31 protein-coding genes and 2 riboswitches are annotated in these 24714 nt (G+C 37.2%); of the genes, 5 read left to right on the top strand and 26 right to left on the bottom strand.

The genetic code is table 11. The features are described from left to right. Window positions 1-14: 14 nt before the first annotated feature. Together T323_RS0110160 and T323_RS0110155 are read right to left on the bottom strand one after the other, a co-directional pair. Window positions 15-446 (bottom strand): YhcN/YlaJ family sporulation lipoprotein, encoded by a 432-nt coding sequence (locus tag T323_RS0110160; protein ID WP_026673183.1) that lies wholly within the window; start codon window positions 444-446, stop codon window positions 15-17. Between the two features lie 106 nt (window positions 447-552). Next, on the bottom strand, window positions 553-759 hold the full coding sequence (locus T323_RS0110155) for a DUF1657 domain-containing protein (protein WP_026673182.1): 207 nt from the start codon (window positions 757-759) through the stop codon (window positions 553-555). Between the two features lie 129 nt (window positions 760-888). Between T323_RS0110155 and T323_RS0110150 the strand changes: the two genes are divergently transcribed. The 3 genes from T323_RS0110150 (at window position 889) to T323_RS0110140 (ending at window position 3775) form a co-directional block, all read left to right on the top strand. After that, the gene (locus T323_RS0110150) at window positions 889-1428 is read left to right on the top strand and encodes a hypothetical protein (RefSeq protein WP_026673181.1); all 540 of its coding nucleotides are present in this window, start codon (window positions 889-891) and stop codon (window positions 1426-1428) included. A 72-nt stretch (window positions 1429-1500) separates the two neighbouring features. Beyond that, a complete protein-coding gene (locus tag T323_RS0110145) occupies window positions 1501-2181 on the top strand; it encodes a YetF domain-containing protein (RefSeq protein WP_026673180.1) in 681 nt (226 codons plus the stop codon). Between the two features lie 16 nt (window positions 2182-2197). Further along, window positions 2198-3775, top strand: a complete 1578-nt coding sequence (locus T323_RS0110140; protein WP_051556473.1) for an alkaline phosphatase family protein — start codon at window positions 2198-2200, stop codon at window positions 3773-3775. A gap of 95 nt (window positions 3776-3870) precedes the next feature. Here T323_RS0110140 and T323_RS0110135 read toward each other — a convergent pair whose 3' ends face one another. Further along, window positions 3871-4764, bottom strand: coding sequence for a superoxide dismutase (locus T323_RS0110135; RefSeq protein WP_026673178.1), 894 nt, complete (start codon window positions 4762-4764; stop codon window positions 3871-3873). Window positions 4765-4890: 126 nt separating this feature from the next. Here T323_RS0110135 and T323_RS0110130 point away from each other — a divergent pair, with 126 nt between their 5' ends. Continuing rightward, window positions 4891-5697, top strand: coding sequence for a DUF2935 domain-containing protein (locus tag T323_RS0110130; RefSeq protein WP_026673177.1), 807 nt, complete (start codon window positions 4891-4893; stop codon window positions 5695-5697). Window positions 5698-5743: 46 nt separating this feature from the next. Here the strand turns inward: T323_RS0110130 and T323_RS0110125 are convergent, their stop codons facing one another. The 4 genes from T323_RS0110125 to T323_RS0110110 all read right to left on the bottom strand — a co-directional run bounded on the left by T323_RS0110125 (window position 5744) and on the right by T323_RS0110110 (window position 8182). Then, on the bottom strand, window positions 5744-6232 hold the full coding sequence (locus tag T323_RS0110125) for a DUF3907 family protein (protein ID WP_026673176.1): 489 nt from the start codon (window positions 6230-6232) through the stop codon (window positions 5744-5746). A gap of 99 nt (window positions 6233-6331) precedes the next feature. After that, window positions 6332-6742, bottom strand: a complete 411-nt coding sequence (locus T323_RS0110120) for a hypothetical protein (RefSeq protein WP_026673175.1) — start codon at window positions 6740-6742, stop codon at window positions 6332-6334. 86 nt (window positions 6743-6828) lie between these two features. Continuing rightward, window positions 6829-7422 (bottom strand): SMC-Scp complex subunit ScpB, encoded by a 594-nt coding sequence (gene scpB, locus T323_RS0110115; protein ID WP_026673174.1) that lies wholly within the window; start codon window positions 7420-7422, stop codon window positions 6829-6831. Then, window positions 7403-8182, bottom strand: coding sequence for a segregation/condensation protein A (locus tag T323_RS0110110; RefSeq protein WP_026673173.1), 780 nt, complete (start codon window positions 8180-8182; stop codon window positions 7403-7405). Before T323_RS0110110 ends, scpB begins: the two co-directional genes overlap by 20 nt. A 138-nt stretch (window positions 8183-8320) precedes the next feature. Between T323_RS0110110 and T323_RS0110105 the strand changes: the two genes are divergently transcribed. Continuing rightward, window positions 8321-8851, top strand: coding sequence for a DUF309 domain-containing protein (locus T323_RS0110105; protein ID WP_026673172.1), 531 nt, complete (start codon window positions 8321-8323; stop codon window positions 8849-8851). A 10-nt stretch (window positions 8852-8861) separates the two neighbouring features. Here T323_RS0110105 and T323_RS0110100 read toward each other — a convergent pair whose 3' ends face one another. From T323_RS0110100 to T323_RS0110010, 19 genes are all read right to left on the bottom strand, one after another. Further along, the gene (locus T323_RS0110100; protein ID WP_026673171.1) at window positions 8862-9209 is read right to left on the bottom strand and encodes a GNAT family N-acetyltransferase; all 348 of its coding nucleotides are present in this window, start codon (window positions 9207-9209) and stop codon (window positions 8862-8864) included. Window positions 9210-9421: 212 nt separating this feature from the next. Continuing rightward, complete coding sequence (gene ribH / locus T323_RS0110095) at window positions 9422-9892, bottom strand: 6,7-dimethyl-8-ribityllumazine synthase (RefSeq protein WP_026673170.1); 471 nt, start codon at window positions 9890-9892, stop codon at window positions 9422-9424. Window positions 9893-9948: 56 nt separating this feature from the next. Next, window positions 9949-11142, bottom strand: coding sequence for a bifunctional 3,4-dihydroxy-2-butanone-4-phosphate synthase/GTP cyclohydrolase II (locus T323_RS0110090; protein WP_026673169.1), 1194 nt, complete (start codon window positions 11140-11142; stop codon window positions 9949-9951). A gap of 21 nt (window positions 11143-11163) precedes the next feature. After that, a complete protein-coding gene (gene ribE / locus T323_RS0110085) occupies window positions 11164-11817 on the bottom strand; it encodes a riboflavin synthase (RefSeq protein WP_026673168.1) in 654 nt (217 codons plus the stop codon). After that, window positions 11817-12902 (bottom strand): bifunctional diaminohydroxyphosphoribosylaminopyrimidine deaminase/5-amino-6-(5-phosphoribosylamino)uracil reductase RibD, encoded by a 1086-nt coding sequence (ribD, locus tag T323_RS0110080; protein ID WP_026673167.1) that lies wholly within the window; start codon window positions 12900-12902, stop codon window positions 11817-11819. The genes ribE and ribD overlap by 1 nt, the downstream gene beginning before the upstream one ends. 217 nt (window positions 12903-13119) lie before the next feature. Beyond that, window positions 13120-13266, bottom strand: a riboswitch (FMN riboswitch). A 111-nt stretch (window positions 13267-13377) separates the two neighbouring features. Then, entirely contained in the window at window positions 13378-13776 is a 399-nt protein-coding gene (locus T323_RS0110075) for a thiol-disulfide oxidoreductase DCC family protein (RefSeq protein WP_026673166.1), read from the bottom strand. 106 nt (window positions 13777-13882) lie between these two features. Beyond that, complete coding sequence (locus T323_RS0110070; protein WP_026673165.1) at window positions 13883-14320, bottom strand: peptidylprolyl isomerase; 438 nt, start codon at window positions 14318-14320, stop codon at window positions 13883-13885. A gap of 537 nt (window positions 14321-14857) precedes the next feature. Further along, window positions 14858-16174: a diaminopimelate decarboxylase gene (gene lysA, locus T323_RS0110065; RefSeq protein WP_026673164.1), complete on the bottom strand. Its 1317-nt coding sequence runs from the start codon at window positions 16172-16174 to the stop codon at window positions 14858-14860. A gap of 105 nt (window positions 16175-16279) precedes the next feature. Beyond that, window positions 16280-16455, bottom strand: a riboswitch (Lysine riboswitch). Between the two features lie 67 nt (window positions 16456-16522). Next, complete coding sequence (locus tag T323_RS0110060; RefSeq protein WP_026673163.1) at window positions 16523-18019, bottom strand: spore germination protein; 1497 nt, start codon at window positions 18017-18019, stop codon at window positions 16523-16525. Window position 18020: 1 nt separating this feature from the next. Further along, window positions 18021-18581 (bottom strand): stage V sporulation protein SpoVABEA, encoded by a 561-nt coding sequence (gene spoVAEA / locus T323_RS0110055; RefSeq protein WP_026673162.1) that lies wholly within the window; start codon window positions 18579-18581, stop codon window positions 18021-18023. A gap of 5 nt (window positions 18582-18586) precedes the next feature. Then, window positions 18587-18937 (bottom strand): stage V sporulation protein AE, encoded by a 351-nt coding sequence (spoVAE, locus tag T323_RS0110050; protein WP_026673161.1) that lies wholly within the window; start codon window positions 18935-18937, stop codon window positions 18587-18589. After that, window positions 18937-19953 (bottom strand): stage V sporulation protein AD, encoded by a 1017-nt coding sequence (gene spoVAD / locus T323_RS0110045; RefSeq protein WP_026673160.1) that lies wholly within the window; start codon window positions 19951-19953, stop codon window positions 18937-18939. Before spoVAD ends, spoVAE begins: the two co-directional genes overlap by 1 nt. A 13-nt stretch (window positions 19954-19966) precedes the next feature. Next, a complete protein-coding gene (gene spoVAC, locus T323_RS0110040) occupies window positions 19967-20428 on the bottom strand; it encodes a stage V sporulation protein AC (protein WP_026673159.1) in 462 nt (153 codons plus the stop codon). A gap of 19 nt (window positions 20429-20447) precedes the next feature. Beyond that, window positions 20448-20870, bottom strand: coding sequence for a stage V sporulation protein AB (locus T323_RS0110035; RefSeq protein ID WP_026673158.1), 423 nt, complete (start codon window positions 20868-20870; stop codon window positions 20448-20450). Further along, window positions 20871-21482, bottom strand: a complete 612-nt coding sequence (locus T323_RS0110030; RefSeq protein WP_026673157.1) for a stage V sporulation protein AA — start codon at window positions 21480-21482, stop codon at window positions 20871-20873. It abuts the gene before it with no gap. A 244-nt stretch (window positions 21483-21726) separates the two neighbouring features. Next, window positions 21727-22485 (bottom strand): RNA polymerase sporulation sigma factor SigF, encoded by a 759-nt coding sequence (gene sigF, locus T323_RS0110025; protein ID WP_026673156.1) that lies wholly within the window; start codon window positions 22483-22485, stop codon window positions 21727-21729. 12 nt (window positions 22486-22497) lie between these two features. Then, window positions 22498-22938 (bottom strand): anti-sigma F factor, encoded by a 441-nt coding sequence (spoIIAB, locus tag T323_RS0110020; protein ID WP_026673155.1) that lies wholly within the window; start codon window positions 22936-22938, stop codon window positions 22498-22500. A gap of 2 nt (window positions 22939-22940) precedes the next feature. Further along, window positions 22941-23291, bottom strand: a complete 351-nt coding sequence (gene spoIIAA, locus T323_RS0110015; RefSeq protein ID WP_026673154.1) for an anti-sigma F factor antagonist — start codon at window positions 23289-23291, stop codon at window positions 22941-22943. Between the two features lie 153 nt (window positions 23292-23444). Continuing rightward, window positions 23445-24608 carry a D-alanyl-D-alanine carboxypeptidase family protein gene (locus T323_RS0110010; protein WP_035178380.1) on the bottom strand — a complete coding sequence of 388 codons (1164 nt, stop codon included), beginning with the start codon at window positions 24606-24608 and terminating at the stop codon, window positions 23445-23447. Window positions 24609-24714: the final 106 nt, after the last annotated feature.

Raw genomic sequence — 24714 nt, 5'->3', positions numbered from 1 at the left:
CCTCCTTTTTTACGTTACCCTTTCATATCATCCTCAAGTTTTGATAACTTCTCTTCTAAAGCTGATGGAGATATTTCTCTGTTTTTTAATTCAGTTTCCAGCTTTTCGAGCTCCATATATATTTTTTTATCTGTTGTAAAAAATACTGTTTCTTCCGGATAGCGTTTCTTAATTTTTTCAAATCCAGTTTTTCTTATTTCTTCTAGCCGTAACCGATCAAAATGGTGCACATTTGGAGCGACATAAATTTTGTCATTATGAGTGACGCCCTTTACTTCATACACTTCCTCCATTGACAATACGATTTTTTTAGCTTCATCTGCTTTTGTTTGGTCAACAACGGCCTCATTCCCAAGTTGTTGAGGAGATATATCTTGTTGTGCCTCAAATCCGCAACCTTGCAGACCGATGATAACCAACACAAACAAACTTATAAATTTTTTCATCGTATCCCTCTTTCTATTTTCGTTCTTCTATGAAAAATAGTATGGATCTCTGATCGTACAATTATGTACAAAGAAGGTTAATACGCGATTAACCCTCTTTCTCATGTTATTGTTGCTTATATTGAGGCTCTTCTTGTTCGATTTCTTGCAGACGTGGTGTAATCGTATCTACGATTCCTTGTGTTTGTTGAGCCATGTTTTGGAACATTTGCTTTGCTTGTTGATTTTGCGTTTGAAGTGCAAATGTTTCTAAGCTAGCCTGAGCACTTTTTAATCCTGCTAATGTTTGTCTTATTTGAGTGGCAACTGTCATCTTTTCATTCCTCCTTCTTTGTAAAATGCCCTCGATAATGTTACATTTTATAGGCTGATAAAAAGATAAGAGAATTATCTATTACAATATTTGTAAACTAAATCGTCCTTGTGGGGGAGGAATAAACGAATGTCAATATTCGAAACTGTATCTATTTTTATGATTTCATTTATCGCTATTCTCTTCGCCGTTTTTTTTATCAAATGGAATAAGCGAACACTTCAACAGTTAGCATTATTACAAAATCTTCTTCGAACAGTGGAAAACTTGACGATCGAGACGCGACAAAACTCAGAAAAACTAAATGAAGAATGGCGCTCTTATGTTTTTATTCAAGCGTTAACAGTAAGGGAGGCTGTTTATAAACAAACGATCGCTCTTCATCCTCAACTTATTGAAGATGCTCCGGTCACTCACGGGTTATCGACCCCTGAATTAAGCAAAGCGTTCAGGCCAGAAGAAATTCAAGCAATTTACGAATTTTGGACCATTTTTAACGAATATAAAAGTACATACTGGCTTACGAATGATAATCGAATCCGAACGGTTTTTCGAGGAACGATTCATGATGAAAACAGTGAAATCGCTCATTTAGCTTTTGCTTCCAAAAAGCTCGTCCAGCAATTAGATAGACAATTAAAACAAATCCGAGCAACGACCTTTACATAGGTTCGTTGCTTTTTTTGAGTAAAAACATCCATTTTTGTAAAAAGTAAAACTATCTTTTCTCGGGGTGAGGTCATGAATACGAATTTTTTCTCGTTAACAACAGAGCTACTTATTGGTTTCTTTGCTTTGTTAGCCATTACGAAACTACTCGGCAAAACGCAAATTACCCAATTGACACCGTTTGATTTTATTTCTGCCCTTGTGCTCGGAGAATTGGTAGGAAATGCGATTTACGATAAAGAAATTGGACTTAAGTATGTTTTATATGCAATTACGGTTTGGGGGGCTCTGATTTTTACGATTGAAAAACTTACACAAGTCGTTAAAAAGTCGAGAACTATTTTAGAAGGAAACCCATCCATTATTATCCGGAAGGGCAAAATTGATTTTACCGAATTAAAACGAAATCGACTTGATATGAATCAACTGCAACACCTCCTACGAGAAAAAGATGTATTCTCACTTCGAGAAATAGAATATGCCATACTTGAACCTAATGGCTCTGTCAGTGTCATGAAAAAAAGCTCTTATCAAACTTTGCAAAAAAAGGACGTTCAGCCAACTTCCACTATTGCTCATTTGCCCATTACGATTATATCTGATGGTGAGATTCTTTTGGACAATTTAAAAGAAGCTGGATTTGACGAAGAGTGGCTCTCTGCTCAATTACTTCAAAATGGGGTAACTAAAGCAACAGATGTTTTATTAGCTGAATGGCTTGAGGGAGATTCTTTATATGTCGCAAAATATTAGATAAAGGAGTGTCATGATGAGATTTTGGCTACTAGTCGGGATGTTATTCCTCATATTAGCAGGATGTAACGGTGAAAATGAAGGTGGTGCATCCATACAGCAAGTAGAAAAAGAAGATAAAGATCCTAACAAAAAAGTAGTCTTTGTCATTATTGATTCAATGATGGGCTCACTAGTTGACAACTCGTTAGAAAAAGGAACGATTCCAGCTTTAGAATTTTTAATTGACAATGGACAATATTATAAAGATCTCGTTGCTCCGTTTCCTTCTATGTCTGTTGTCATTGAAAGCTCAATGGTGACGGGGGAAATGCCGAATAATCATAAGGTTCCAGGTCTTGTCTGGTATAAAGACGATGAACAGCGCTTAGTGGATTATGGTTCAACGATCCAAAAAGCGGCTCAACTTGGAATGAAGCAAGCCCTTTTTGATTCGTTATACCATTTGAATAATACACATTTAAATGAAGAATCGACAACGATATTTGAAGCACTTCAAGAAAAAGGGTATACAACAGGGTCTGTAAATACGCTTATTTATCGAGGAAATACAAATCATGATATGCATTTACCACCGGTGTTAGATAACTGGTTAGGAATGAATGGCTCACTACAAACGAAAGGACCTGACCTATTAGCTTTTGGTAGCGTCGTAAAACCAAAAGTCGTCGAAAATAAAAACTTTCCAGATAGTCTATTTTCACAGTTTGGATTAAATGATGATTATTCTGTTGAGGTTACAAAAGAGATTATTAAAAACGGGGAACAACCTGATTTTTTAATGGTTTTCTTACCCGATTTTGATAAAGAGGCACATGAGAATAGTCCTCACTATCGAAAAGGCTTTGAAAGAGCTGAGCATTTATTTCAAGATATTTTAAATGCCTATCCTAGTTGGGAACAAGCACTAGAAGACAATATTTTTATCGTTGTCGGAGACCATGGGCAAGATAAATTGCTTGATGATGAAGTTGAAATGGCTATCGATTTAGAATCGATTTATCATGACTATGAGCCAGCACGCTTACAGGATCAATTAACACCTGGGGAAATCGCATTTGGGAATAATCACCGCATGTCTTATGTGTACGCATTAGAAAATGAACAGTTGTTACCTAAGTTAGCAGAAACCGCAATGGTCGATAAACGGATTGCTCATGCTTCCTGGATGCAAGACGGATGGGTGAATGTCATTTCACCTGATTATGATGATGTCGTCCGTTTTAGAAAATTTGGGCCATGGAAAGACCGATATGACCAAACATGGGATATTGAAGGCAACGAAAATATTTTAACAATAAAAAAAGATAGCAAAGAAAATGAAGTAGCTTATGTTGACTATCCAGATGTCCTGAACCAACTTTTCAGTGCTCATCACGCACATGACACAAGCACATTAATTTTAACTGCAAAGCCGGGTTATGTATTTAAATCTCAAGGTTCACCTTTACATGTTGATGGTGGTGAACATGGTGGGATTCATAAAAATGAAACATTAGCGGCTTTAATCATCTCTGGTACAGATAAAGAACCTGAATATTTACGAATGGTTGATTTGAAAGAATATATACTACAATTGTACGATGGTGAGTAATCAACATCATCGTTCCCGACAACTTAAAATGACGCCATTTTAAGTTACAGTAGAGCCTGCCCATTTATAAATGAGCAGGCTCTACAATTAATAACTTAATAAGGTGTCCACTTAATTTTTTTAGCTTCCGTAAATCGTTCATTAACATGAGACCAACTAATGACATTCCACCAATTTTTAATGTATTCTTCCCGCTCATTTTTGTATTGTAAATAATACGCATGCTCCCATACATCTAGAGGAAGTAATGGAATGATATCCCATTGGCTTAAATTTTGGTGCTTTTCAGCAGTTAAAATTTCTAAGCGATGAGATCGGGGAGCCCACACAAGAATTGTCCAGCCAACTCCTTCTACATTTTTTGCTGCTTCTGAGAAGTGTTTTTTGAATTGGTCAAAACTTCCAAAATCTTGATTTATTTGGTTGCCTATGTCTCTCGTTGCAACCCCACCTCCACGAGGACACATGACATTCCAAAAAATAGTGTGCAAATAATGACCAGCCCCATGGAAAGCTAATTCTCTTTCCCAATGTTTGACTAGCTCAAAATCCCCAGTTTTTCGGCTTTTTTCTAATTCTTTTTCCGCTTTATTTAAGCCGTCCACATAACTTTGATGGTGCTTTGTATGATGTAACCTCATAATTTCTTTCGAGATGTACGGCTCTAGCGCTGCATAATCATAAGGTAAAGGTGGTAATGTATGTCCTCCAATTGGAACCCTTCCTCCTGATTTCCCTATTCCTAACATCTGTTTTATTTCTTTTCTTTCTTCGTCTTCCTCTTCTCTTGCCCATTCTTTATACACGTCCATTGCAGCACTATATAATTCCTCAAGGTCTTCTTCCTCTTTATCAAACGTAGCCTCTAATGCCTCAATTTTTTCTAACAAACCATCATCATCATTGGCTTGTCGCAACTCTGAAAATCCCATATACGTTTCCTTCAATTCCTGCACCCATGCTTGTAGCTCCTGTTTATATTCTTGCACGTTTCTTCCTCCTTTTGCGCGTGTCGCTTTACTATATGCTAGAGGAAACCATTTTTGTGCATATGTCACGGTCTCTTTTTGTTCTGCATATTGTATGGTGATTGACAATAAGGAGGTTGTGCTAGAATGAAAAGCTTTGAAGAAACAGCATTGTTTGAACATCATTTTTGGTTACAAGTACTAGGAGACCATAGTCGTTTTATTTATGACACATTATCACCACGAGAAGAAGAACATGTCGCAACAGCGAAGCATTTTATCGAAATGTTTGACAATCTTCTTTATCGTTCGAAACAACCGATGACAAGAGAACAATTATTACAACTATCAGAAGAAGCGATCGTGTATGCAAAAGAAATTCGAGAATTTAAATTAGATATCATAAAGGAACATTTAGTCGGTGACGTTGTGATTGAACTTTCACCCACTTTTCTAAATCATATGGTTAATGAAGTAGAAGAATATATTAGAATCTTACCATACTTACTAAACGAAGAGATTCCACCAGCATGTCACCCGCTGCATCACCATCTCGTATGGCTTTTAGATGCAGCGGGTCACGCAGATGGTATTTCCGGTTCATTAGATATGGTGGAAAAGAAGCTGTTAGAAAAGAGTCAAGATTTCACCAAGACTTTTGAACAATATTATATAAAAGCCGTTGAAATGGCTGGTTACTTACGAGCAAATATTGATAAGTTTCCAGCACTAGATCGCTTTAATGACCAAGTTCAACTAGAAATTATCCTTTTTAAGAACTTTTTAGATGAGTTAGAGGAATTAGAAATGACAAACCGAATGCTTGGTACATTACAAGGGTTAATGGCGGATCATATGGCGCGGGAAGAATGTTATTATTTAATGAAGCTTGCTGAGTCGACAGATTTACAAGCGCCACACTGTGACCCGACTTCACCACGTTCAGATTGGTAGAAAGGTCAAAAAAGCTGTACAGAGTTTTCTGTACAGCTTTTTACAATTATTTCGTTTGCATCATTTTCGTTTGGAAATCTGTTTCATAGTACTCTAATTCTTCGCGAATCGTTTGGAATGGTCCTTCAATTGTTTTCATGACATCTTTTAAAGAAGTAGGAACTTGCTTTGAAAAATGAATCGCATTTTTTCCCGTGTAAGCAGAACGGCTATCTTCATACCAATTATCGACTCTTGGGTTAAAAAACTCCTCAACACAGTGATGGTAAATCCAAAATAATGTCTTTTCAGCAGCTACTTTTCGAAATGTTTTCCCATTTAAAATAATTTCACTTGCTTCTTTGCCTTCTTCACAAAAAACAAGAACACGACGCAATGACGATAACACGGATTTAAAGTATTCTTCATCACCTGTAGAGTCGTTAATAATGTCTGTTAACGTTGTTTCGTCTAAAAAATGACTAAGCTTGCTGCATATTTCTAATAACGTATCATGCGCTAATGTTAATTGGTTTTGAACCAACGTATTTCCCATTAGCGATCACCTCCAGCTCATCGTTGTTTCGATTCTATTTAAATTATACGACATTCTGCATTAGAAAGCCTTTGTTTGTCATAAAATAAATCAATCTTTTTACACTGATAGTTTAACTGTACCATTTAACATATATTCGCCTTTTTCTTCAATCTCTGTAAAAATATTTTTTACTAATTGCAAATCGACATTAGCATACATTGAAGATAGCTCTTTTTTTTCATTAATATATATTCTTTTTTTGTTTTTATTATTTGGAACAGCTAATAAACTAACAAGTGCAACAGTATCTTTAAATGACACATCCCGCTCATGAACAGAAAAGAGTGGGTCTTGTTCATAAGGTAGAAACTCAGAAAAAACTTCATCGAAATAACGTACATACAAGACGGAAAATTCTTTTTCAACACCATCTTCTACATAAGAAACGATGGAACGATTAAAGAAGTCTTCTGACGTGTTCGGCTTTTCCTTTTGTAATTCATAACCTATTGCTTTTTTTAGTAACACAATCTTCCCTCCAGAAATGGTTTTGTAAGCGTTTATATTAGTATAACAAACATAACGCGTAAAAGAGAGAAAATATTAGATTTATTTTACTTATTTACCCCATCTAAAGTTTCTTCAAACTTTTTAAAGAATAAATCCGCTTCTTCTTCCACTGCCAACTCATCAATCGCTTCTGGTAGTGGGGGAAGGTTTTCAATTGTGTTTAACCCAAAATAATCGAGAAACTCTTTTGTTGTACCGTATAAAATCGCTCGGCCTGTTCCATCCATACGACCAACTTCTTTTATTAATAATTTTGTTACTAATGTTTGGATCGCTTTCTCTGATTTTACTCCGCGAACTTCTTCTACTTCAATTCTTGTAATTGGTTGTTTATAAGCGATTATTGCTAGTGTTTCTAGTGCAGCTTGGGATAATCCCGTATGCGTTGGGGAATAAGCTAAGCGCTTAAAGTAGTCAGCATGCTCCCGCTTTGTCGCCAGCTGATATGTCCCAGCTACTTCAACAAGTTGCATACCCCTATCTTTTTTTTGATAGGAGACCATTAATTCTGAGAGGATATTCATGATTGTCATTTCTTCTGTCTCCATGACTTCAGCAATTTGTTTGCATGTGAGTCCTTCGTCTCCAGCCGCAAACAACAATCCTTCAATCACTCCCTTAAGTTCTTTTAACGTCATAGTCTCCTTCCTCCTTTTTTGTAAAAATTAAAATGTCATCAAAATTCTTTTCCTGTTTGCAATAAATGGAACGACTCTTCATAAGCTCTAAAATGGCTAGAAACGTGACAACCATATGTGAGCGGTCTTGATACGTAAATAAAGAGTAAAAGGTCGCTTGTCCATTATATCGGCTTAATTCCTCCATAATTTCGCCCATTCTCGTATCAATGGAATACTCTTGATTTTTTACTGTTGTTGTTCGAGGTGCTTTGAGCTTTTTTCGCTTTAACATATTTTGATAAGCACCGATCATATCAAATAAGCTCACACCTTTAACCGTAACGACAGACCGGTCTTCTTCCGTTAAATATTCATCCAAACTACTTGGAGGTTTTGTATGAATAAGTGCTCGATCTTGTTCACGGTCTTGTAGCTCTTGGGCTGCTTCTTTATATTTTCGGTATTCAATCAATCGATTCATCAGTTCTTGACGAGGGTCATCTTCTTCCTCACCGAGAAATTCGTCATCAAATAACTCCTCTTGTTGTTTTGGCAACAGCATTTTACTTTTTATCGCTAACAGTGTAGCAGCCATCACTAAGTACTCACTCGCCACATCTAACTGCAACTCTTTCATCGCCTTAATATATTCTAAATATTGCCCGGTAATATGAGCGACAGGAATATCATATATATCTACTTCAGCTTGATTAATTAAATGAAGTAATAAATCAAGTGGACCTTCAAAGGCATCCAGTTTTACATTATATTGGTTCATAATCCCTCCGTGAACACGTAGTTCAGCGTTTATTTGCTAGAGGTGATTATATCATATTTTGACGAAACTGAAATCATCCGTTTCAAAATATGTTACACTTAGTGTAAATGCATATTTTCACAAAAGGAGTCGTCCTTCATGTACCCACAGCCTTATATCGACTATCTCGTCCATTTTCATGGTTTACGTGACTATTTTGAATGCCATGAAATTCTAGAAGAATATTGGAAAGAAGCACCCATACATGAAAGAGAAAAGCATTGGGTTGGATTAATTCAACTCGCCGTAGGCCTTTACCATTATAGAAGAAACAATCGAATAGGCGCGAATAAAATGCTTGAAAGTGCAAAAACCATCATTACGCATGAACAAGCAAAACTAACAAAACTAGGAATCGATGTTTCCTCTCTTTTACATCAAATCACGCAATGTATTGAATCGTTACAAACTAAAAAGCCATACAAAGATATAGATATACCTTTACATGACGAACACTTACTCGCTATATGTAGGGAACATTGTGAACGACACCATTGTTTATGGGGGGCACCCACTGATTTCTCTAACGAATTTTTACTACATAAACATACATTACGTGACCGCTCAGACGTTATCGAAGAGCGACAGCACCAGAAAAAAATACGGAAAGAAAAAAAGAAGGGGATATAACTCCCCCTTCTTATTCTTTCATTTCACACGTTATAAAAAAATCTTTTGTATTTTCATTTGGAATTAATTCACTTTTAGTTACTCGTTTCACGGCGTCAACCATCTTTTTTCCAATTCCTTCATGACGAAAAGAAGGATTCACACTTAGATGACATAATTCCGCTTTCCCATCATTGAGGAGCCGAATCCCAATTATCCCTACTATATCTTCTTGTTTCCATAAGTAGAGGTCCCAATTCGAGTCTTGTTCATAACGCTCAATCGTTTCTTGAAGTTTCTTTATATCTTTTTCTCCTGGCATAAACGAAATAAGGCCCATCGCTATCTTTTTCCATGATGATTTATACTTAATTAGCATTGTTCATCCCTCTTTGTGTAATAAAAGAAACATTTTTTGTTATTTTTCTTCACTATATGATTATACCATTCTATTTGTTCATCGCAGAGAGGAATTTGAGATAAGTCTATTGGCCTTATTTTTGTAACCTGTCCATATTCGTCCAGTTTCATGTGAGTAAAGCTTCAAGAAAATGAGCTATTTCACAGGAAATACAATGCTAAAGCCTTACATTACTGTTCCAATGAACGACTTAAGTTTGCCATTTCAATCGCAGCAGTTGCCGCATCCCAGCCTTTATTTCCTGCTTTTGTTCCAGCGCGCTCAATCGCTTGCTCAATTGTATCTGTTGTCAATACTCCAAAGATAACAGGAATCCCAGATTGCAAAGATAATGCTCCAACTCCTTTGGCAACTTCACTACAAACATAATCAAAATGCGGTGTTGACCCTCGTATAACTGTTCCTAACGTAATCACAGCATCATATTTTTTTGAATCTGCCATTTTTTTAGCAGCAAATGGTATTTCAAATGCACCTGGTACCCAAGCAACATCAACGTTATCTGATTCAACCCCATGTCGTTTTAGCGCATCTTGTGCCCCACCAAGTAGTTTACTCGTAATAAATTCATTAAAACGCCCAACAACGATACCTACTTTTAATCCTGAACCTACTAAATTTCCTTCAAATGTTTTTCCCATGTTTGTTTCCTCCTAAATTGTATAAAGTCTGCTTTAAAAAGCGGATAAAAAACAAATTAAAAATGAAGCATATGCCCTAATTTATTATGTTTTGTTCGCAAATAACCTTCATTATCTTTATTATGTGGCAGTTGCAGTGGTACACGGTCAACAATTTCTAGACCATATCCACTTAATCCTGTAATCTTTCTAGGGTTATTTGTTAATAATCTCATTTTTGTAATGCCGAGATCACGTAAAATTTGTGCGCCAATTCCATAATCCCGAAGATCAGGTCCAAATCCTAATTTTTCATTGGCTTCTACTGTGTCAAAGCCTTCTTCTTGTAATTTATAAGCTTTCATTTTGTTGATAAGACCAATTCCACGGCCTTCTTGTCTCATATAAAGCAGAACTCCTTGGCCTTCTTGCTCGATTTGTGCTAATGCTGCATGTAACTGAGGACCACAATCACAACGATGTGAACCAAAGACATCACCTGTTAAACATTCTGAGTGAACGCGAACTAATGTAGGTTCACCTGGAACAATATCTCCTTTAATTAATGCCACACTTTCTTTTCCTTCTAGGATGTCTGAGTAACCAACAGCTTTAAAATCACCAAATTCAGTTGGAAGCTTGATTTCCACTTCTTGTTTGACTAATTTATCCTTGCGGTGGCGATATTGGATTAAGTCTTTTATCGTAATCATTTTTAAATCATGCTCATCCGCAATTTTTCGTAGGTCAGGTACACGTGCCATCGTACCATCATCTTTAATAATTTCACAAATGACACCTGCGGGTTTGGCGCCACATAATCTCGCTAAATCTACAGCTGCTTCTGTATGACCAGCTCTACGCAAGACACCACCGTCTTTTGCAATTAACGGAAAAATATGACCAGGACGTTTAAAATGATGTTTTTTTGTCGATTCATCGATTAACGCCATTACAGTTGTAGAACGCTCTTGCGCTGATATCCCTGTTGTTGTCGTATGATGGTCAACACTGACTGTGAAAGCCGTACCATGTGGGTCTGTATTATGATCAACCATCGGAACGAGTTCTAGCTCTTTTGCTCGTGCTTCAGTAATGGGGGCACAAACAAGACCACGACCATATTTAATCATAAAATTAATGACTTCTGGTGTTGTTTTTTCAGCCAAACTTACAAAATCACCTTCATTTTCACGGTCTTCATCGTCACAAACGATGACAACCTTCCCTTGCATTAGTTCATAAATTGCTTCTTCTATTTTATCAAACATAAGTTCCACCCCTTTTTTAACTTATTTAAATCCATTTTCCTCTAAAAATTGAGATGTAATTGATTGCTGTGACGTTTGATTAGAAAAACGTTGTGTTATAAATTGTTCAATATACTTTCCAATCATATCGCATTCTAAATTGACGATATCTCCAACCCCTTTGTCCCCAATAATCGTTTCTTGAACAGTATGTGGGATGATGGAAACCGTAAACGTAGAATCAGTTACGCCAAATACGGTCAAACTTGTTCCATCAATGGCTACTGAACCTTTTACAATAAAATAACGTCTCAGCTCTTGTGGTACTTCAATTTCGTAATAAATCGCATTGTCGACCGGTTGTTTTTTTACAATTGTTCCAATTCCATCGACATGTCCTGACACAAAATGTCCACCAAACCTGCCACCTGCTGCCATCGCTCGTTCTAAGTTTACATTTGAACCTCTAGAAAGAAGCTTTAAACTTGTATTTCGTACCGTTTCCGGCATTAAATCTACTGTAAATGACTTTGTTGTAAACGAAGTCACCGTTAAACAAACTCCATTTACAGCGATACTATCTCCTAAATGAACATCCTTTAATATTTCATTTGCTTCAATTGTCATCACGATAGCTTCATTTTTTTGTTGAATAGCTCCAATTTTACCTTTTTCCTCAATAATTCCTGTAAACATTAGTGTCCCCCTTTCTTGCGAGAAATGATTTTTATATCTTCTCCTATTTGTTCCACCGATTGAATATGAAGGTCAATCGTTTCCTCCATTCTAGCGAACCCTTTTCCACCTATAGCCGTAGGAGCCAAATCCCCCCCAATTAATTTTGGAGCAATATACGTAATGATTTGGTCAACCGCATTGGCTAAAAGAAAGCTACCGTTCACTCTTGCACCACCTTCTACAAACAATGAGGTGATTCCTTGTTCGTATAAAAGCGCAAGAACTGGGTTTATATCTAACGTATCAAATTCAAATACGGCAACTCCGGCTTGTAATAGTTCAATTTTTTTCTCCTGATTTGCTTGATTTAAAGTCATAATCCATGTCGGAGCTTCTTTATCTTGTATAACCTTAGCTTCCATTGGTATTCTTAGGCTCGAATCTAAAATAACTCGAATTGGATTATTCCCTCCACCTTGCAATCTTGTTGTTAAGGATGGGTCATCAGCTAATACCGTTCCAATTCCAACAAGGATCGCATCATGCTCATGACGATATCGATGAACATCTTCTCGGGCGGTAGAACCTGTTATCCATTTACTTTCACCTGTTACCGTTGCTGTTTTCCCATCCAAGCTTGTTGCTGATTTCATTGTGACAAATGGGCGTTTATGCAAAAGGTTATGAAAGAACACCGTATTTACTTGCTTAGCTTCTTCTTCTAATAACCCAACTTCTACTTCAATGCCTGCCGCTTCTAACTTTCTTATCCCTTGCCCAGCTACTTTAGGATTCGGGTCAACAGATGCAATAACGACTTTCTTCACTTGTTTTTCAATTAATAAGTTGGCACATGGCGGTGTTTTTCCATAATGACTACACGGTTCTAACGTAACATAAACCGTCGCCCCTTTTGCTTTTTCACCTGCCATTGTTAACGCGTGTACTTCAGCATGTGCTTCTCCCGCTTTGAGGTGTGCACCTAGGCCCACTATTTCTCCGTCTTTTACGACTACAGAGCCGACAAGCGGGTTTGGCGAGGTTTGCCCAGTCGCACTTTTTGCCAATTGTAACGCCAATTGCATATATTCACGTTCAGTCATATCAACGCAATCCTTTCTAACAACGTCAAAAACCCCTGAAGCTTATTTTCTTCAGGGGTGGTCGGTCGTTTCATGAAAAGAAAATTAGGAACTGTGTTCACCAAAAATGGGTAATCTTAATAAACATTGTTTTATTATTTATAAAAACAATGATGCACCCTGTAATTGGACATACTTATCCTAAGATATCAGCTTCATTTTTTCAAAAAAGCTGTTTCTTTTCCTTCTCCCATCCAGACTTTCACTGTCGGCCCTGGAGTTTCACCAGATCCACCGCTTTTCCTAAGAAAACCGGGTCACGGACTAAGAAGTTCAACACTTCATCACCGCCGGTAGGGAATTTCACCCTGCCCCGAAGGAAACTATGAAAATTAAAGTAAGACAAAACTTGTATTGTAAGAATCGTATCATTCAAATTATAAAAAAGCAAGATGATTGTCTTTTTCTTCCCTTATTTTTATTTCAATATAATTGTTTAAGTTAAAAACCGTTTCTTTAAGTTTTGTGTTGGAAGCATGCATTCTTGTTTTTCTCCAAACCATTTATACCGATTATCAGCTACATAACGATAAACAAGATCACGTAGAGGTTTTGGGATAACTATAAAAATAAACAATAGTGGATATAATTTATCTAGCCTTTTACAAACATGTAAAGCCGCCGTCGATTTTGTATAACATTTATCTCCTTCAATATAAACGAAACTTTTTAAATCATTCGTTGGTAATCCATGATATTGCAATAATTGTTGTCCTTTTTCAGATTGTATTGAGGCAAAACTTAGTTTCGCATTCTTGTCCCTCTTAATTATGAAAGTAACAAGCGAATGACAAAGATTACAAACACCATCAAACAATACAATTCTTTGGTTCATCTTTCATCCCTCCCCCTTCATTATACCTAAAAGTAAAAAAACAAAAAAGCAATGCAAGAGTTTTTACATTCTTGCATTGCTTTTATCCATTTACCTCAAACTAATATTACTCTTCGTCCCACACTTTAACTTCAGCCATTACATCGTTTGGCTGAATACGATCTACTGAATCCATGCCTTCAATTACTTTTCCGAAGACAGTATGTACGCCGTTTAAATGTGGTTGTGGTTCAAATACGATAAAAAACTGACTTCCGCCTGTATCTTTTCCTGCATGAGCCATAGAAAGTGTTCCACGCTCATGTTTATGTGGGTTTCCTTCTGTTTCACATTTAATGCTGTATCCAGGTCCACCTGTCCCATTTCCAACCGGACAACCACCTTGAGCGACAAAGCCCGGGATGACACGGTGAAATGTTAAACCGTTATAATACCCTTTGTTTGCTAACGTTTCAAAGTTTTCTACCGTACCTGGAGCCGCTTCTGGGAAAAACTCAATGATGATCTTTTCTCCGTTTTCAAATGCAATACTACCTTTTTTCATTATGTAAATCCTCCTTCGTTATAAAGCATTCGCTTTATTGTACTATAACCCGTTGTGAGATGCGAATTTTTACATAAGAAAAAAACTCCGATTCACAAAATATGAAAACAAACGCTCGACATGATTTATACTAATAATTCACTCGATCAACAGCTTTATTCCTTTGAGAAGCAACGATTTCAAATACAACTCCACCAATTCCATCATACAAAACAATGATAAAAGGCTTCCGAATCTTTTTTTTAATTGGATAACTAATTGCTCCAGTTACGATTCCTTAGACAATTCTCTTCCCTTTTACTCTTGTTTTGTCTAATCGAACTCTTCTATTGGACACTTCTCTCCTTTTTTACACTCGCTTTGTCTAATAGAACACTATAACACACAATTCAAACGTACTCCGTTAAAGAAAAATGCGGTAGCATCTTTTCGTCTATAACCTTTCAAAGCTTCACTGTTATACTAAAATTTTTATACTTTCTTTCGTAGAGGCAAAAAAAGTTGACCAATAATGCCTTAGTCAACTTTTTTGCTATCCTATTTTACAACTGTTTTTAATGAAACATCTAAACGAAGTAAATCATCATATGATTCTCGTTGTACGACTAATGTATCTTCCCCATTTTCCACAAACACAACGGCAGGTCGGGGAATACGGTTATAGTTATTCGCCATCGAATAGCCATAAGCACCAGTACAAAAAACAGCTAAAATATCTTCTGGCTCCGCTTTTGGTAAAGACAAATCCCAAATAAGCATATCTCCACTTTCACAACATTTCCCTGCAATGGATACGACTTCTGTTCTTTCTTCATTCGCTTTATTTGCAATGATAGCTTCATATTCCGCTTGGTACAGGGCAGGTCTTAAGTTGTCCGTCATTCCACCATCTACTGATAAATAATGACGAACATTCGGGATATGCTTTTGTGATCCTAGCGTGTAAAGCGTTGTCCCTGCATCCCCAACAATCGACCGGCCTGGTTCTATCCATATTTCTGGAATTTCTATATTTAACAATGCCGCTTGTTCTTTCACTGCTTTCACTGTTGCTTCTATATATTCTGATGGTGGAAGTGGTGTATCTCCTTCCACATAGCGAATCCCAAAGCCCCCACCTAAGTTTAATACTTTTGGTGTATATTCAAGGTCCTGCTTCCACTTTTGTAAGTAATGGAAGATTTTTTCTACAGCTAATGTAAATCCAGTAGTTTCAAAGATTTGTGAGCCAATGTGACAATGTAGCCCAAGTAGGTTCATAACATTTGATCTCTGAAGCATTTTTATCGCTTCATCCACTTGCCCACTGACAAGATCAAAGCCGAATTTCGAGTCTTCTTGTCCTGTTGAAATATATTCATGTGTATGAGCTTCAACACCAGGAGTCGTCCGTAATAAAATATTCACCTTTTTCTCATGACGAGTTGCTATTTCTTCAATCAATTGTAATTCATAAAAATTGTCTGCGACAAAACAGCCAATTTCTTCTTGAATGCCCATTTCAATTTCATGATAGCTTTTATTATTCCCATGAAAATGTACCCGTTCCATCGGAAACCCAGCGACTTTCGCAGTATGCAGTTCCCCACCAGATACAACGTCCAAGCTTAACCCCAATTGATCCGCAAGTTCTACCATTGCCACACAACTAAACGCTTTACTTGCATATGCAACTTGTGCTTTAATACCTAACTCTTTAAATGTTTGTTGAAATTCGATCGCCCGTTGGCGAATTAAAGCTACGTCGTAAACATACAAAGGCGTCCCATATTTCTTTGCTAAATAGACCGTGTCCACTCCACCGATTTGTAAAGCTCCATTTTCATTTATTTCACTCGTCCCATGTAAATGCATATTCTTCTCTCCTCGTTAGCCCATTGAGGGTTATAGTCATAACGAAAAGCAGCTAATGTTGTTACACTAGCTGCTTTTATCCATTATAAAAAGCAAAGGTAACCTCATTTCGATAGCGCACCACTGCTTTTTGCAATGGCAGTCCGTTACTTGTTTAGCAACGACCCAGCAAATAAAGCGATGGACTTTATTTACTTCGGCAAGTTGACCTTTCTACTTGTATCCTCATCACCATCTGACTCCACAAGTATACTCATTGAACTTGCACCTCTACCTCAACCGTTCATCATGAGGCAATTATTATTCAACTTTACCATAGGTTAAATTGTGTATCAACCTTTTCCTTTATTAGCTATTTCCTTGTTTAATTTGGTCTCCAGGATTAGTAATGCTTGGTCTTCGTTTCACCGAAGGAATAGATAATCGAACAAGTATATTCCACATTCCCTGTGGATCAAACGGCAAAAACGGCCATAAATATGGTTTGTTTAATGATTTAATACTAATTAACAATAACAAAAATATTGTTGTACCAATAACAAAGCCTGGTAACTTAAACGCAGCAACGACGATTAGTAATAACAATCGCACAATTTTTAACGCGACACCAAGCTCATAACTTGGAGTAGCAAACGTACCAATCGCTCCTAATGCAACATAAAGAATAACTTCTGCTGTAAACACACCCACTTGGATCGCGATTTCACCAATTAATAATGCCGCAACTAACCCAAGTGCGGTTGCTAGTGGCGATGGTGTATGAATGGCCGCCATTCGTAATAACTCAATTCCAATTTCAGCAATAAACATTTGAGCAAAAATTGGAACGTTAATATCATCGTTTGGCCCAATAAATGCGAGAGTTTCTGGAATGAGCGATGGTTGCATCACGAGCAAAAGCCATAAAGGCATTAAAAATAAAGCTAATACCATGCCCGTATAGCGAATCCAACGTAAAAATGTTCCGACAGCAGGCGCTTGTCGATATTCTTCTGCATGTTGAACATGGTGAAACAGCGTCGTAGGTGTAATGATTACACTCGGTGACGCATCTACAAAAATAATAATATGTCCTTCAAGTAAATGAGTGGCCGCTACATCAGGCCTTTCTGTATAGCGAACTAGTGGGAATGGATTATATCCTTGTTTTACAATATATTCTTCAATTACTTTATCCGCCATCGTTAGCCCGTCAATGTCGATCGTTTTGATTTCTTTTTTGATAATATCCACTAAATCCGGATCTGCAATTCCCTCAATATACGAAACACAAATATCGGTTTGTGAACGTTGACCGACTTGCATAATTTCATGACGAAGCCGTTCATCGCGTATCCGTCTTCTCGTTAACCCAGTATTAATAATGATATTTTCTGTGTAACCGTCTCTCGCTCCACGGACGACCCGCTCTGTATCGGGTTCATCTGGACCGCGAGAAGGATAAGAGCGAACATCAACAATTAAAGCTTCATCTTCTCCTTCAATAAAGACCGCCATCAGACCAGACAACATAAAGAAGATGATCTCATCTAAAGATTGATTAGGCTCTACTTGAACATGGACAAGATGATTCTCGATCAATCTTTTAACTGACATTTCTTGTTTAGCTATGTTTGTTGTGTCATCTAATAGCATTAAACTTTTTAACTGTTCAATCATGAAGTTCGTGTCTGTTAGCCCATTCACAAAGAATATATGTACTTCTTTGTTTAAAATCGAAAGCTTACGTTGACAAACATCAAAACTTTTGTCCATTCCTAACCGTTTTTTTAAATTTTTCTCATTTACAGTAATGTTTGAGGAAACAGCCATTTTATTTTCATTTTTTGGAATTTTTGTTTCCATGTTATCGGCTCCTTTCTATGATTAATTCCACTGCTTTTTTCGTAATGGGAGCTCCTTTTTCAACTGTATCTTGTCCAGCCATTTTTCCAATATCCCCAACACCGACAATGAGAGGAAGATTTAACTCATCCAATATATAAACGGTATCGCCATCTATTCTTCCAATCTCTAGGTCTTGTAACCCGTATTTGTCAACTCCAAATTCTGTTAACTCACCGAAACGATCAATACTAATATCCACTTTTGTCCATTCACTGAAATGTGTCGATGACGCAACCGCAATAGCCCCAATGACATGAAAGTCGGGATGATTCGCTACAATTCTCATTGCTTCTTCTCCTTGACCTTCTTCATGTGCCCCACAGTCATCAAACATCACTAACACAGGGTCTGTTGGTGTTTGTTGAATTAACTTCACTAATTCTTCTCCCGATATAACCGTTGGGTTGCCTGAGGATGCAGAAATACAACGTCCACCAATTTCTTTCGCTACGAATTCAACTGCTTTTTTCGCGTGATCATCCCCATCCGTAATTAAAATCACCCGTTTTTTTTCCTGCACATCACTCACCCCTTCGGCTTAAAGATAACTGCGACTAAAAAACCAAATAAGATAGAAGTTGAAATACCAACAGATGTGATTTCAAAAATCCCCATCCCGACACCAAAAAATCCATATTGATTCCCCTCTGACATGGCACCATGCACAAGAGAATGACCAAAGCTTGTAATCGGGACCGTCGCACCTGCTCCTGCAAAATCGATTAGTCTGTCATATAAATGAAACCCATCTAGAAGGGCTCCTGCAACGACTAATGTACTCATCATGTGGGTCGGAGTCATCTTCAATACATCTAACAGCAGTTGCCCGATCATACATATCGCTCCTCCGACTGCAAATGCAATAAAGTATTCCATCATGATTGCTCCCCCTCATACTCGAAAACAACACCGTGCGCGATACATGGAATCGATTCTTTTTGTTGCATCATCGTCGGGCTAAGTAATGCACCTGTAGCTACTACTAACATTCGATTGATTTTTCCTTTTTTCATTTCTTGAAACAAATGACCGAATGTCACAACTGCTGGACAAGCACATCCACTGCCACCAGCAAACACTGGTTGATCAGGACTATAAATAATCGTTCCACAATCATCATATTTACCTGCTATATCAATTTTCTTCTCTAATAGTAGCGTCTTCAAAATTCCGCTTCCTATTCTTGATAAATCTCCTGTCACGATTAAGTCATAATCTGATACGTCTCGTTTTGTATCTTCAAAATGGCGAACGATCGTCTCGTATGCAGCGGGAGCCATCGCCGTTCCCATATTAAAAGGGTCTTTCACTCCAAGGTCCACAACAGTTCCAATTGTGGCTTCTCGAATTCTAATAGAAGACTTTTGCTTTGAGACTAAAGCCGCTCCTGCTCCTGTTACCGTAAAAGTGGATGTGTTTGGCTTTTGCCCCCCGAATTCAGTCGGATATCTGAATTGTCGTTCAGCTGTTGCATTATGACTACTTGTAGCTGCCATTACATAATTGGCATATCCTCCATCCACTAATAAAGCACTTAAAGCAACGGTCTCCATTGCAGTCGCACAAGCTGAAAACACACCAAGAAACGGAATTTTCTCCGTACGAGCCACGTAATTTGATGTAACATTTTGATTTAGAAGATCACCTGCAATAAAAAAATCAATGTCTTTTTGCTTTTTATTATCTTTTATTAAACATTGTTCGATTGCATCTGTTAAAAGGCGTCTTTCTGCAAGTTCCCAATTCGCTTCACCGCAGTATAAATTATCATACGTCTTATCAAAGCTTTCTTGTAGTGGACCCTCTGCTTCTAGTGGACCTACTGCTGTTCCGCTTGTTTTTATATATGCTCCACTTTCAAATACCCATGTTTGCTTGCCTTTTCGTTTCACAATTGTTCCTCCTTTAATTGATTAACGTCTGTACAAGCAGCCGAGTTAAACCAACTAAATACGCTGATACAACACCAAAAACAATGACGGCACCAGCTATTTTAAACATATTCGACCCAATACCTAGCACAAGCCCTTCACTACGGTGTTCTAGTGCTGCACTAGTCATCGCATTAGAAAATCCTGTTACTGGAACGAGTGCACCTGCACCCGCAAATTGACCTAACTTATCATATACACCAAACCCTGTTAAAAGGGCTGCAATTAAAATTAACGTCGCAATGGTTGGACTTACGACTGTTTCTTGTGTTAAGTCAAAATACTGCATATATCTATTTTGTATCCATTGCCCAAACGCGCAAATAACCCCGCCAATAATATAAGCAACAATACTATTTCGAACAATAGGGCGTTTTGGTTGTAATGGTGCAAATTTTTTTTGATATTCTTTTTGTTTTTTCTTGTCGGCATCCACTTTGGTCTTCCCCTTTCCATTAATGGTCAACAAAGTAAATCCAATGAAATAACGACCCGCAGATTTTGCCCAGGACTATCGCCATAAGTAATATGACAATTCTTTCTTGTAGACCCATTCGCTTTGCTAAAATCGGCCAAACATTTAATACTTCAGTTAAGGCGGCTGCTAACATACCGACGAATATCCCGGCAGCTAGCCCTAAAGGAACTAAAAGCCATTTTGTTAAGTAAAGTTGGATATCATTTAAACTAACAATAGAGCCTGTAACAGCTCCAATGACAATACTCCATTCATAAATATGGATAAATCGTTTTGTTTTTGAAAGTTGTGTTAATCGTGGAATAACCCCTAATAATGTTAAAAAGGCGACAAAACCAGCCCCTACAGTAAGTCCCCCACCTAATCCAACGAATACTGTAATGATAGCCTCGATCACCATTTATTTTTGATCACCTTTATTTTCATGGATTATTAAGTATTGTTCTAAATCCTGGTCATAATTAAACATTTCCACTTCTAAAGGACTTGGCTCTTCATTAATACGCTTACGAAACACATGGTTAAAAAACAAAATCATTCCTAATCCTAATCCAATCGAATAAGGGACTTGGAACAGCAATGGTTTATCCGTTTCTTCCCCCGTAATAACGGTATGGATACGTTGCTGGACCTCTCTCATACTTACATCTTCATGGAAATTCATAATCGCTAAGGCGGCTCCGACAAAAAGCAATAACCAAATTAAGACAAAATAAACAGGAACAATTTTTTTCTTTTTGAATTGAACTTCTAAAATCGTTTGAGCTGCTCCTACATTTTGAATATCATAGCCTGGATAGTTCTCCTGAATGGCTCTCACAATTTTCATAATATCAATGACAATGAAATTTTTATCTTCGGGTTTTACAGTATGAATTGATAAGTGTTGAATATGAGATTGAATGCTCGGATGCGCACTCACTTGAGCAATATCATGGATAGTTACTGCTTGATTTAGCGTTACCCCAATGCGATGACGCATCTTAATATAAATTGATTGTTCCTGATTCATGTCCTCCCCCCTTAATTTATTAATTGCTCACACCTTTTCATTTTCCTTAGTATGGATTGATTTTCATATCTTCATTCTTTTGTTCATTTATACCAAACATTACCAACAAAAAAATACGAAAACATTGTTTAATCTTTCCGGATTTAAATGATAATAAGAAAAACGTGGGTGCGATTCCTTCTAGAAAAGGCTTTTAAAACTTCATTGCATATGCTTTCTTATATGTAAAAAAAGACCAAACGGGCTAATCACCCATTTGATCTTTAATTTGTTCTAATATTTTCTTTTCAAGCCTTGACACTTGCACTTGCGAAATCCCGAGTCGAGTAGCCACTTCAGATTGAGTTTGATCCTTATAATATCGTAAATAAACGATAAGTCTCTCACGCTCATCTAAGTGTCGGATGGCTTCTTTAAGTGCAAGTTTATCAAACCACTTCGCTTCCGAATGGTCAGCAATTTGGTCTAATAACGTAATCGGATCTCCATCATTTTCATAAACTGTTTCATGAATCGATGTTAAAGACCTACTTGCCTCACCCGCAAACACAACTTCTTCTGGGGTGATTTCTAATTTCTCTGCGATTTCATTTACAGTAGGAACTCGTCCTAACGTTTTTGAAAGCTCGTCTTTTACTTTTCTAATTTTGTTACCTAATTCTTTAATCGAACGACTAACTTTAACCGTACCATCATCTCGTAAAAAGCGCTGAATTTCTCCAATAATCATTGGAACAGCATACGTTGAAAACTTTACATCGTAAGATAAATCAAATTTATCTACAGACTTGATTAAACCGATACACCCAATTTGAAATAAATCATCAGGTTCATACCCACGGTTTAAAAAGCGTTGAACGACAGACCATACGAGTCTAGTGTTGCGATTTACAATTAAATCTCTTGCTTCTTGGTCACCAGCTTGGCTTTTTTCAATAAGCTGTTTGACCTCATTATCCTTTAGATATGTGTCATTCGTTTCATTTTTTACCTCCACATCCATCAGCAGAACTCCTTAATTACACATCGCTTTACTTTTAGAGAGATGCTTTTTTAAATACACGGTTGTCCCCATCATCGCTTCAGTTGAAACATTGATTTCATCCATAAAATTCTCCATAATTGTAAATCCCATACCAGACCGTTCTAATTCTGGTTTAGTCGTAAAGAGAGGCTGTCTTGCTTCATCAAGATTGTCAATCCCTACACCTTCATCTTTAATCATTAACTCAACGGTGTCATTTTCTAATGTGACAGAAATATAAACCATTCCTTCTGGTTGATTATGATATCCATGAATAATTGCATTTGTCACAGCTTCTGATACAACGGTTTTAATTTCTGTTAGTTCATCCATCGTTGGGTCAAGTTGCGCCACAAAAGCGCCAACTGTCACACGAGCAAATGATTCATTTTGACTAAGTGCAGAAAACTGCATTTCCATATGATTTTTCATAACTAGGCCACCCCCAACGTCTGTAATGCGAATTGCTCACTATCCTCTAGTCGAATGATTTTAAATAAACCCGACATCTCAAACAGACGTTTCACAGCAGGAGAGATTGCACAAACAACCATTTCTCCTCCTATGTTTTTCACTTGCTTGTAACGACCTAAAATAACTCCTAGACCTGAGCTATCCATAAAAGACAATTGTTCTAAATTTAAGACAATATGCTTTAAATCAAATTGTTCAAATCTTTCTTCCACTTGGTTTCTTAAGTCTTCCGCAGTATGGTGGTCTAACTCACCTTCTAATCGAACAAGCAGGACAGATCCTTTTTGCTCAAGGTTAACAAGTAAACTCACATATCTCACTCCCTCATTGATAGTCAGGGACACACTTCATTGCATGTCCCATTTTGCTAGTAGTGAGAATTTCTATATTGAGTTTTTCATCTCCTGCTCATTGACAAAACTAGTGCAATTTTGCGAAAAATGACTGGGATTCACGACTTTTTTCTACTCTCTTCCTGAAAATTTGCCAACAGTTCTTTTAAATAACATCCACCATGAGGCACTTTCAACATCAACACTGGCTACAAGTTTTGTTTCAACAAGAACTTCTCCGTCTTTTTCCAATTTCAATGTTCCAACCGTATCCCCTTTTTTCACTGGTGCTTGCAACGTTTTTTCTACATCCACATGTTCTGTAACATCTTCAATGGAAATTCCTTTTTTTGTTAGTACAGAAACCGGTTCTGACGTCACGGCTGCCACTTTACTTTCTGCTCCTTTACTCACTTTCACATTAGCAAGTGCATGTCCACGGTCGTATAATTGATGAGTCATAAATTGGCTAAATGAATAATCCAACATTTCTGTAATTTGTTTATTTCTTTCCTTTGGCGTCGGTGCTCCCATAATTACAGTTATAATGCGCATTCCATTTTTTTCTGCCGTTGCTGTTAAACAATATTTCGCTTCATTTGTATAACCGGTTTTTAACCCGTCCACACCAGGATAAAATTTGACTAGTTTATTCGTATTAACTAACCAGAACTCATCTTCCGTTCCTTGGCGTAAATAATCTTCATAAATCCCTGTAAATTTCGTGATATCTTCATATTTTAATAACTCTTTTGAAATCATCGCCAAGTCATACGAAGTTGTATAGTGGTTATCTGCCGGCAATCCATTAGAATTCATAAAATTTGTATTTGTTAACCCTAACTCTTTGGCTTTGGCATTCATCATTTTGGCGAACTCTTCTTCTGAACCTGCAATATATTCTGCCATCGCGACTGACGCATCATTTCCAGAAGCTACAGCGATCGCTTTTAACATATCTTTTACTGTCATTTCTTCGCCAGGCTCTAAAAAGATTTGTGACCCACCCATAGATGCCGCTCTTTCACTTGTTCTTACTTTATCGTCATAAGAAATTTTCCCCATATCGATTGCTTCCATAATGAGAAGCATTGTCATGATTTTTGTCATACTAGCTGGAGGAAGTTTCTCGTTACTATTTTTTTCAAATAAGACCGTTCCGGTATCTCTTTCAATAATAATCGCAGATGCTGCATCAGGCGCCAGATTCGCCTGTTCTTCAGCCGCAAACGTATATGTACCCATCACTCCAAAAACCAATGTAAAACATAAAAAACTAGCTAATATCGCCCTCATTTTTATTACCTCCACTTTTTTACTAAGATTTTTTCCATTTTTCCAATATTTATACCTGGGGGTGTCAGACACCTCATAAAAAATAGCGACAAAAAAGTATTTTATC

Origin of the sequence: Alkalihalobacillus bogoriensis ATCC BAA-922 (assembly GCF_000621445.1) — a bacterium.
In the GTDB taxonomy this organism is placed as follows: domain Bacteria; phylum Bacillota; class Bacilli; order Bacillales; family Bacillaceae_F; genus Bacillus_AO; species Bacillus_AO bogoriense.
This window is presented reverse-complemented; position numbering and strand designations above follow the sequence as displayed.

Bases quoted from the DNA above. Each gene is read 5' to 3' on its own strand.
- T323_RS0110030 (WP_026673157.1), bottom strand. From the start codon at position 21,482: ATGAATCAGGAACAATCAATTTATATTAAGATGCGTCATCGCATTGGG.
- T323_RS0110160 (WP_026673183.1), bottom strand. From the start codon at position 446: ATGAAAAAATTTATAAGTTTGTTTGTGTTGGTTATCATCGGTCTGCAA.
- spoVAE (WP_026673161.1), bottom strand. From the start codon at position 18,937: ATGGAATACTTTATTGCATTTGCAGTCGGAGGAGCGATATGTATGATC.
- T323_RS0110060 (WP_026673163.1), bottom strand. From the start codon at position 18,019: ATGGAAACAAAAATTCCAAAAAATGAAAATAAAATGGCTGTTTCCTCA.
- T323_RS0110140 (WP_051556473.1), top strand. From the start codon at position 2,198: ATGAGATTTTGGCTACTAGTCGGGATGTTATTCCTCATATTAGCAGGA.
- T323_RS0110090 (WP_026673169.1), bottom strand. From the start codon at position 11,142: ATGTTTGATAAAATAGAAGAAGCAATTTATGAACTAATGCAAGGGAAG.
- T323_RS0110105 (WP_026673172.1), top strand. From the start codon at position 8,321: ATGTACCCACAGCCTTATATCGACTATCTCGTCCATTTTCATGGTTTA.
- T323_RS0110125 (WP_026673176.1), bottom strand. From the start codon at position 6,232: ATGGGAAATACGTTGGTTCAAAACCAATTAACATTAGCGCATGATACG.
- T323_RS0110150 (WP_026673181.1), top strand. From the start codon at position 889: ATGTCAATATTCGAAACTGTATCTATTTTTATGATTTCATTTATCGCT.
- T323_RS0110145 (WP_026673180.1), top strand. From the start codon at position 1,501: ATGAATACGAATTTTTTCTCGTTAACAACAGAGCTACTTATTGGTTTC.
- lysA (WP_026673164.1), bottom strand. From the start codon at position 16,174: ATGCATTTACATGGGACGAGTGAAATAAATGAAAATGGAGCTTTACAA.
- sigF (WP_026673156.1), bottom strand. From the start codon at position 22,485: ATGGATGTGGAGGTAAAAAATGAAACGAATGACACATATCTAAAGGAT.
- scpB (WP_026673174.1), bottom strand. From the start codon at position 7,422: ATGACGTTAAAAGAACTTAAGGGAGTGATTGAAGGATTGTTGTTTGCG.
- T323_RS0110010 (WP_035178380.1), bottom strand. From the start codon at position 24,608: ATGAGGGCGATATTAGCTAGTTTTTTATGTTTTACATTGGTTTTTGGA.
- T323_RS0110100 (WP_026673171.1), bottom strand. From the start codon at position 9,209: ATGCTAATTAAGTATAAATCATCATGGAAAAAGATAGCGATGGGCCTT.
- T323_RS0110070 (WP_026673165.1), bottom strand. From the start codon at position 14,320: ATGAAAAAAGGTAGTATTGCATTTGAAAACGGAGAAAAGATCATCATT.
- T323_RS0110155 (WP_026673182.1), bottom strand. From the start codon at position 759: ATGACAGTTGCCACTCAAATAAGACAAACATTAGCAGGATTAAAAAGT.
- ribD (WP_026673167.1), bottom strand. From the start codon at position 12,902: ATGACTGAACGTGAATATATGCAATTGGCGTTACAATTGGCAAAAAGT.
- spoIIAB (WP_026673155.1), bottom strand. From the start codon at position 22,938: ATGAAAAATCATATGGAAATGCAGTTTTCTGCACTTAGTCAAAATGAA.
- T323_RS0110110 (WP_026673173.1), bottom strand. From the start codon at position 8,182: ATGAACCAATATAATGTAAAACTGGATGCCTTTGAAGGTCCACTTGAT.
- ribH (WP_026673170.1), bottom strand. From the start codon at position 9,892: ATGGGAAAAACATTTGAAGGAAATTTAGTAGGTTCAGGATTAAAAGTA.
- T323_RS0110035 (WP_026673158.1), bottom strand. From the start codon at position 20,870: ATGGTGATCGAGGCTATCATTACAGTATTCGTTGGATTAGGTGGGGGA.
- T323_RS0110075 (WP_026673166.1), bottom strand. From the start codon at position 13,776: ATGAACCAAAGAATTGTATTGTTTGATGGTGTTTGTAATCTTTGTCAT.
- T323_RS0110130 (WP_026673177.1), top strand. From the start codon at position 4,891: ATGAAAAGCTTTGAAGAAACAGCATTGTTTGAACATCATTTTTGGTTA.
- ribE (WP_026673168.1), bottom strand. From the start codon at position 11,817: ATGTTTACAGGAATTATTGAGGAAAAAGGTAAAATTGGAGCTATTCAA.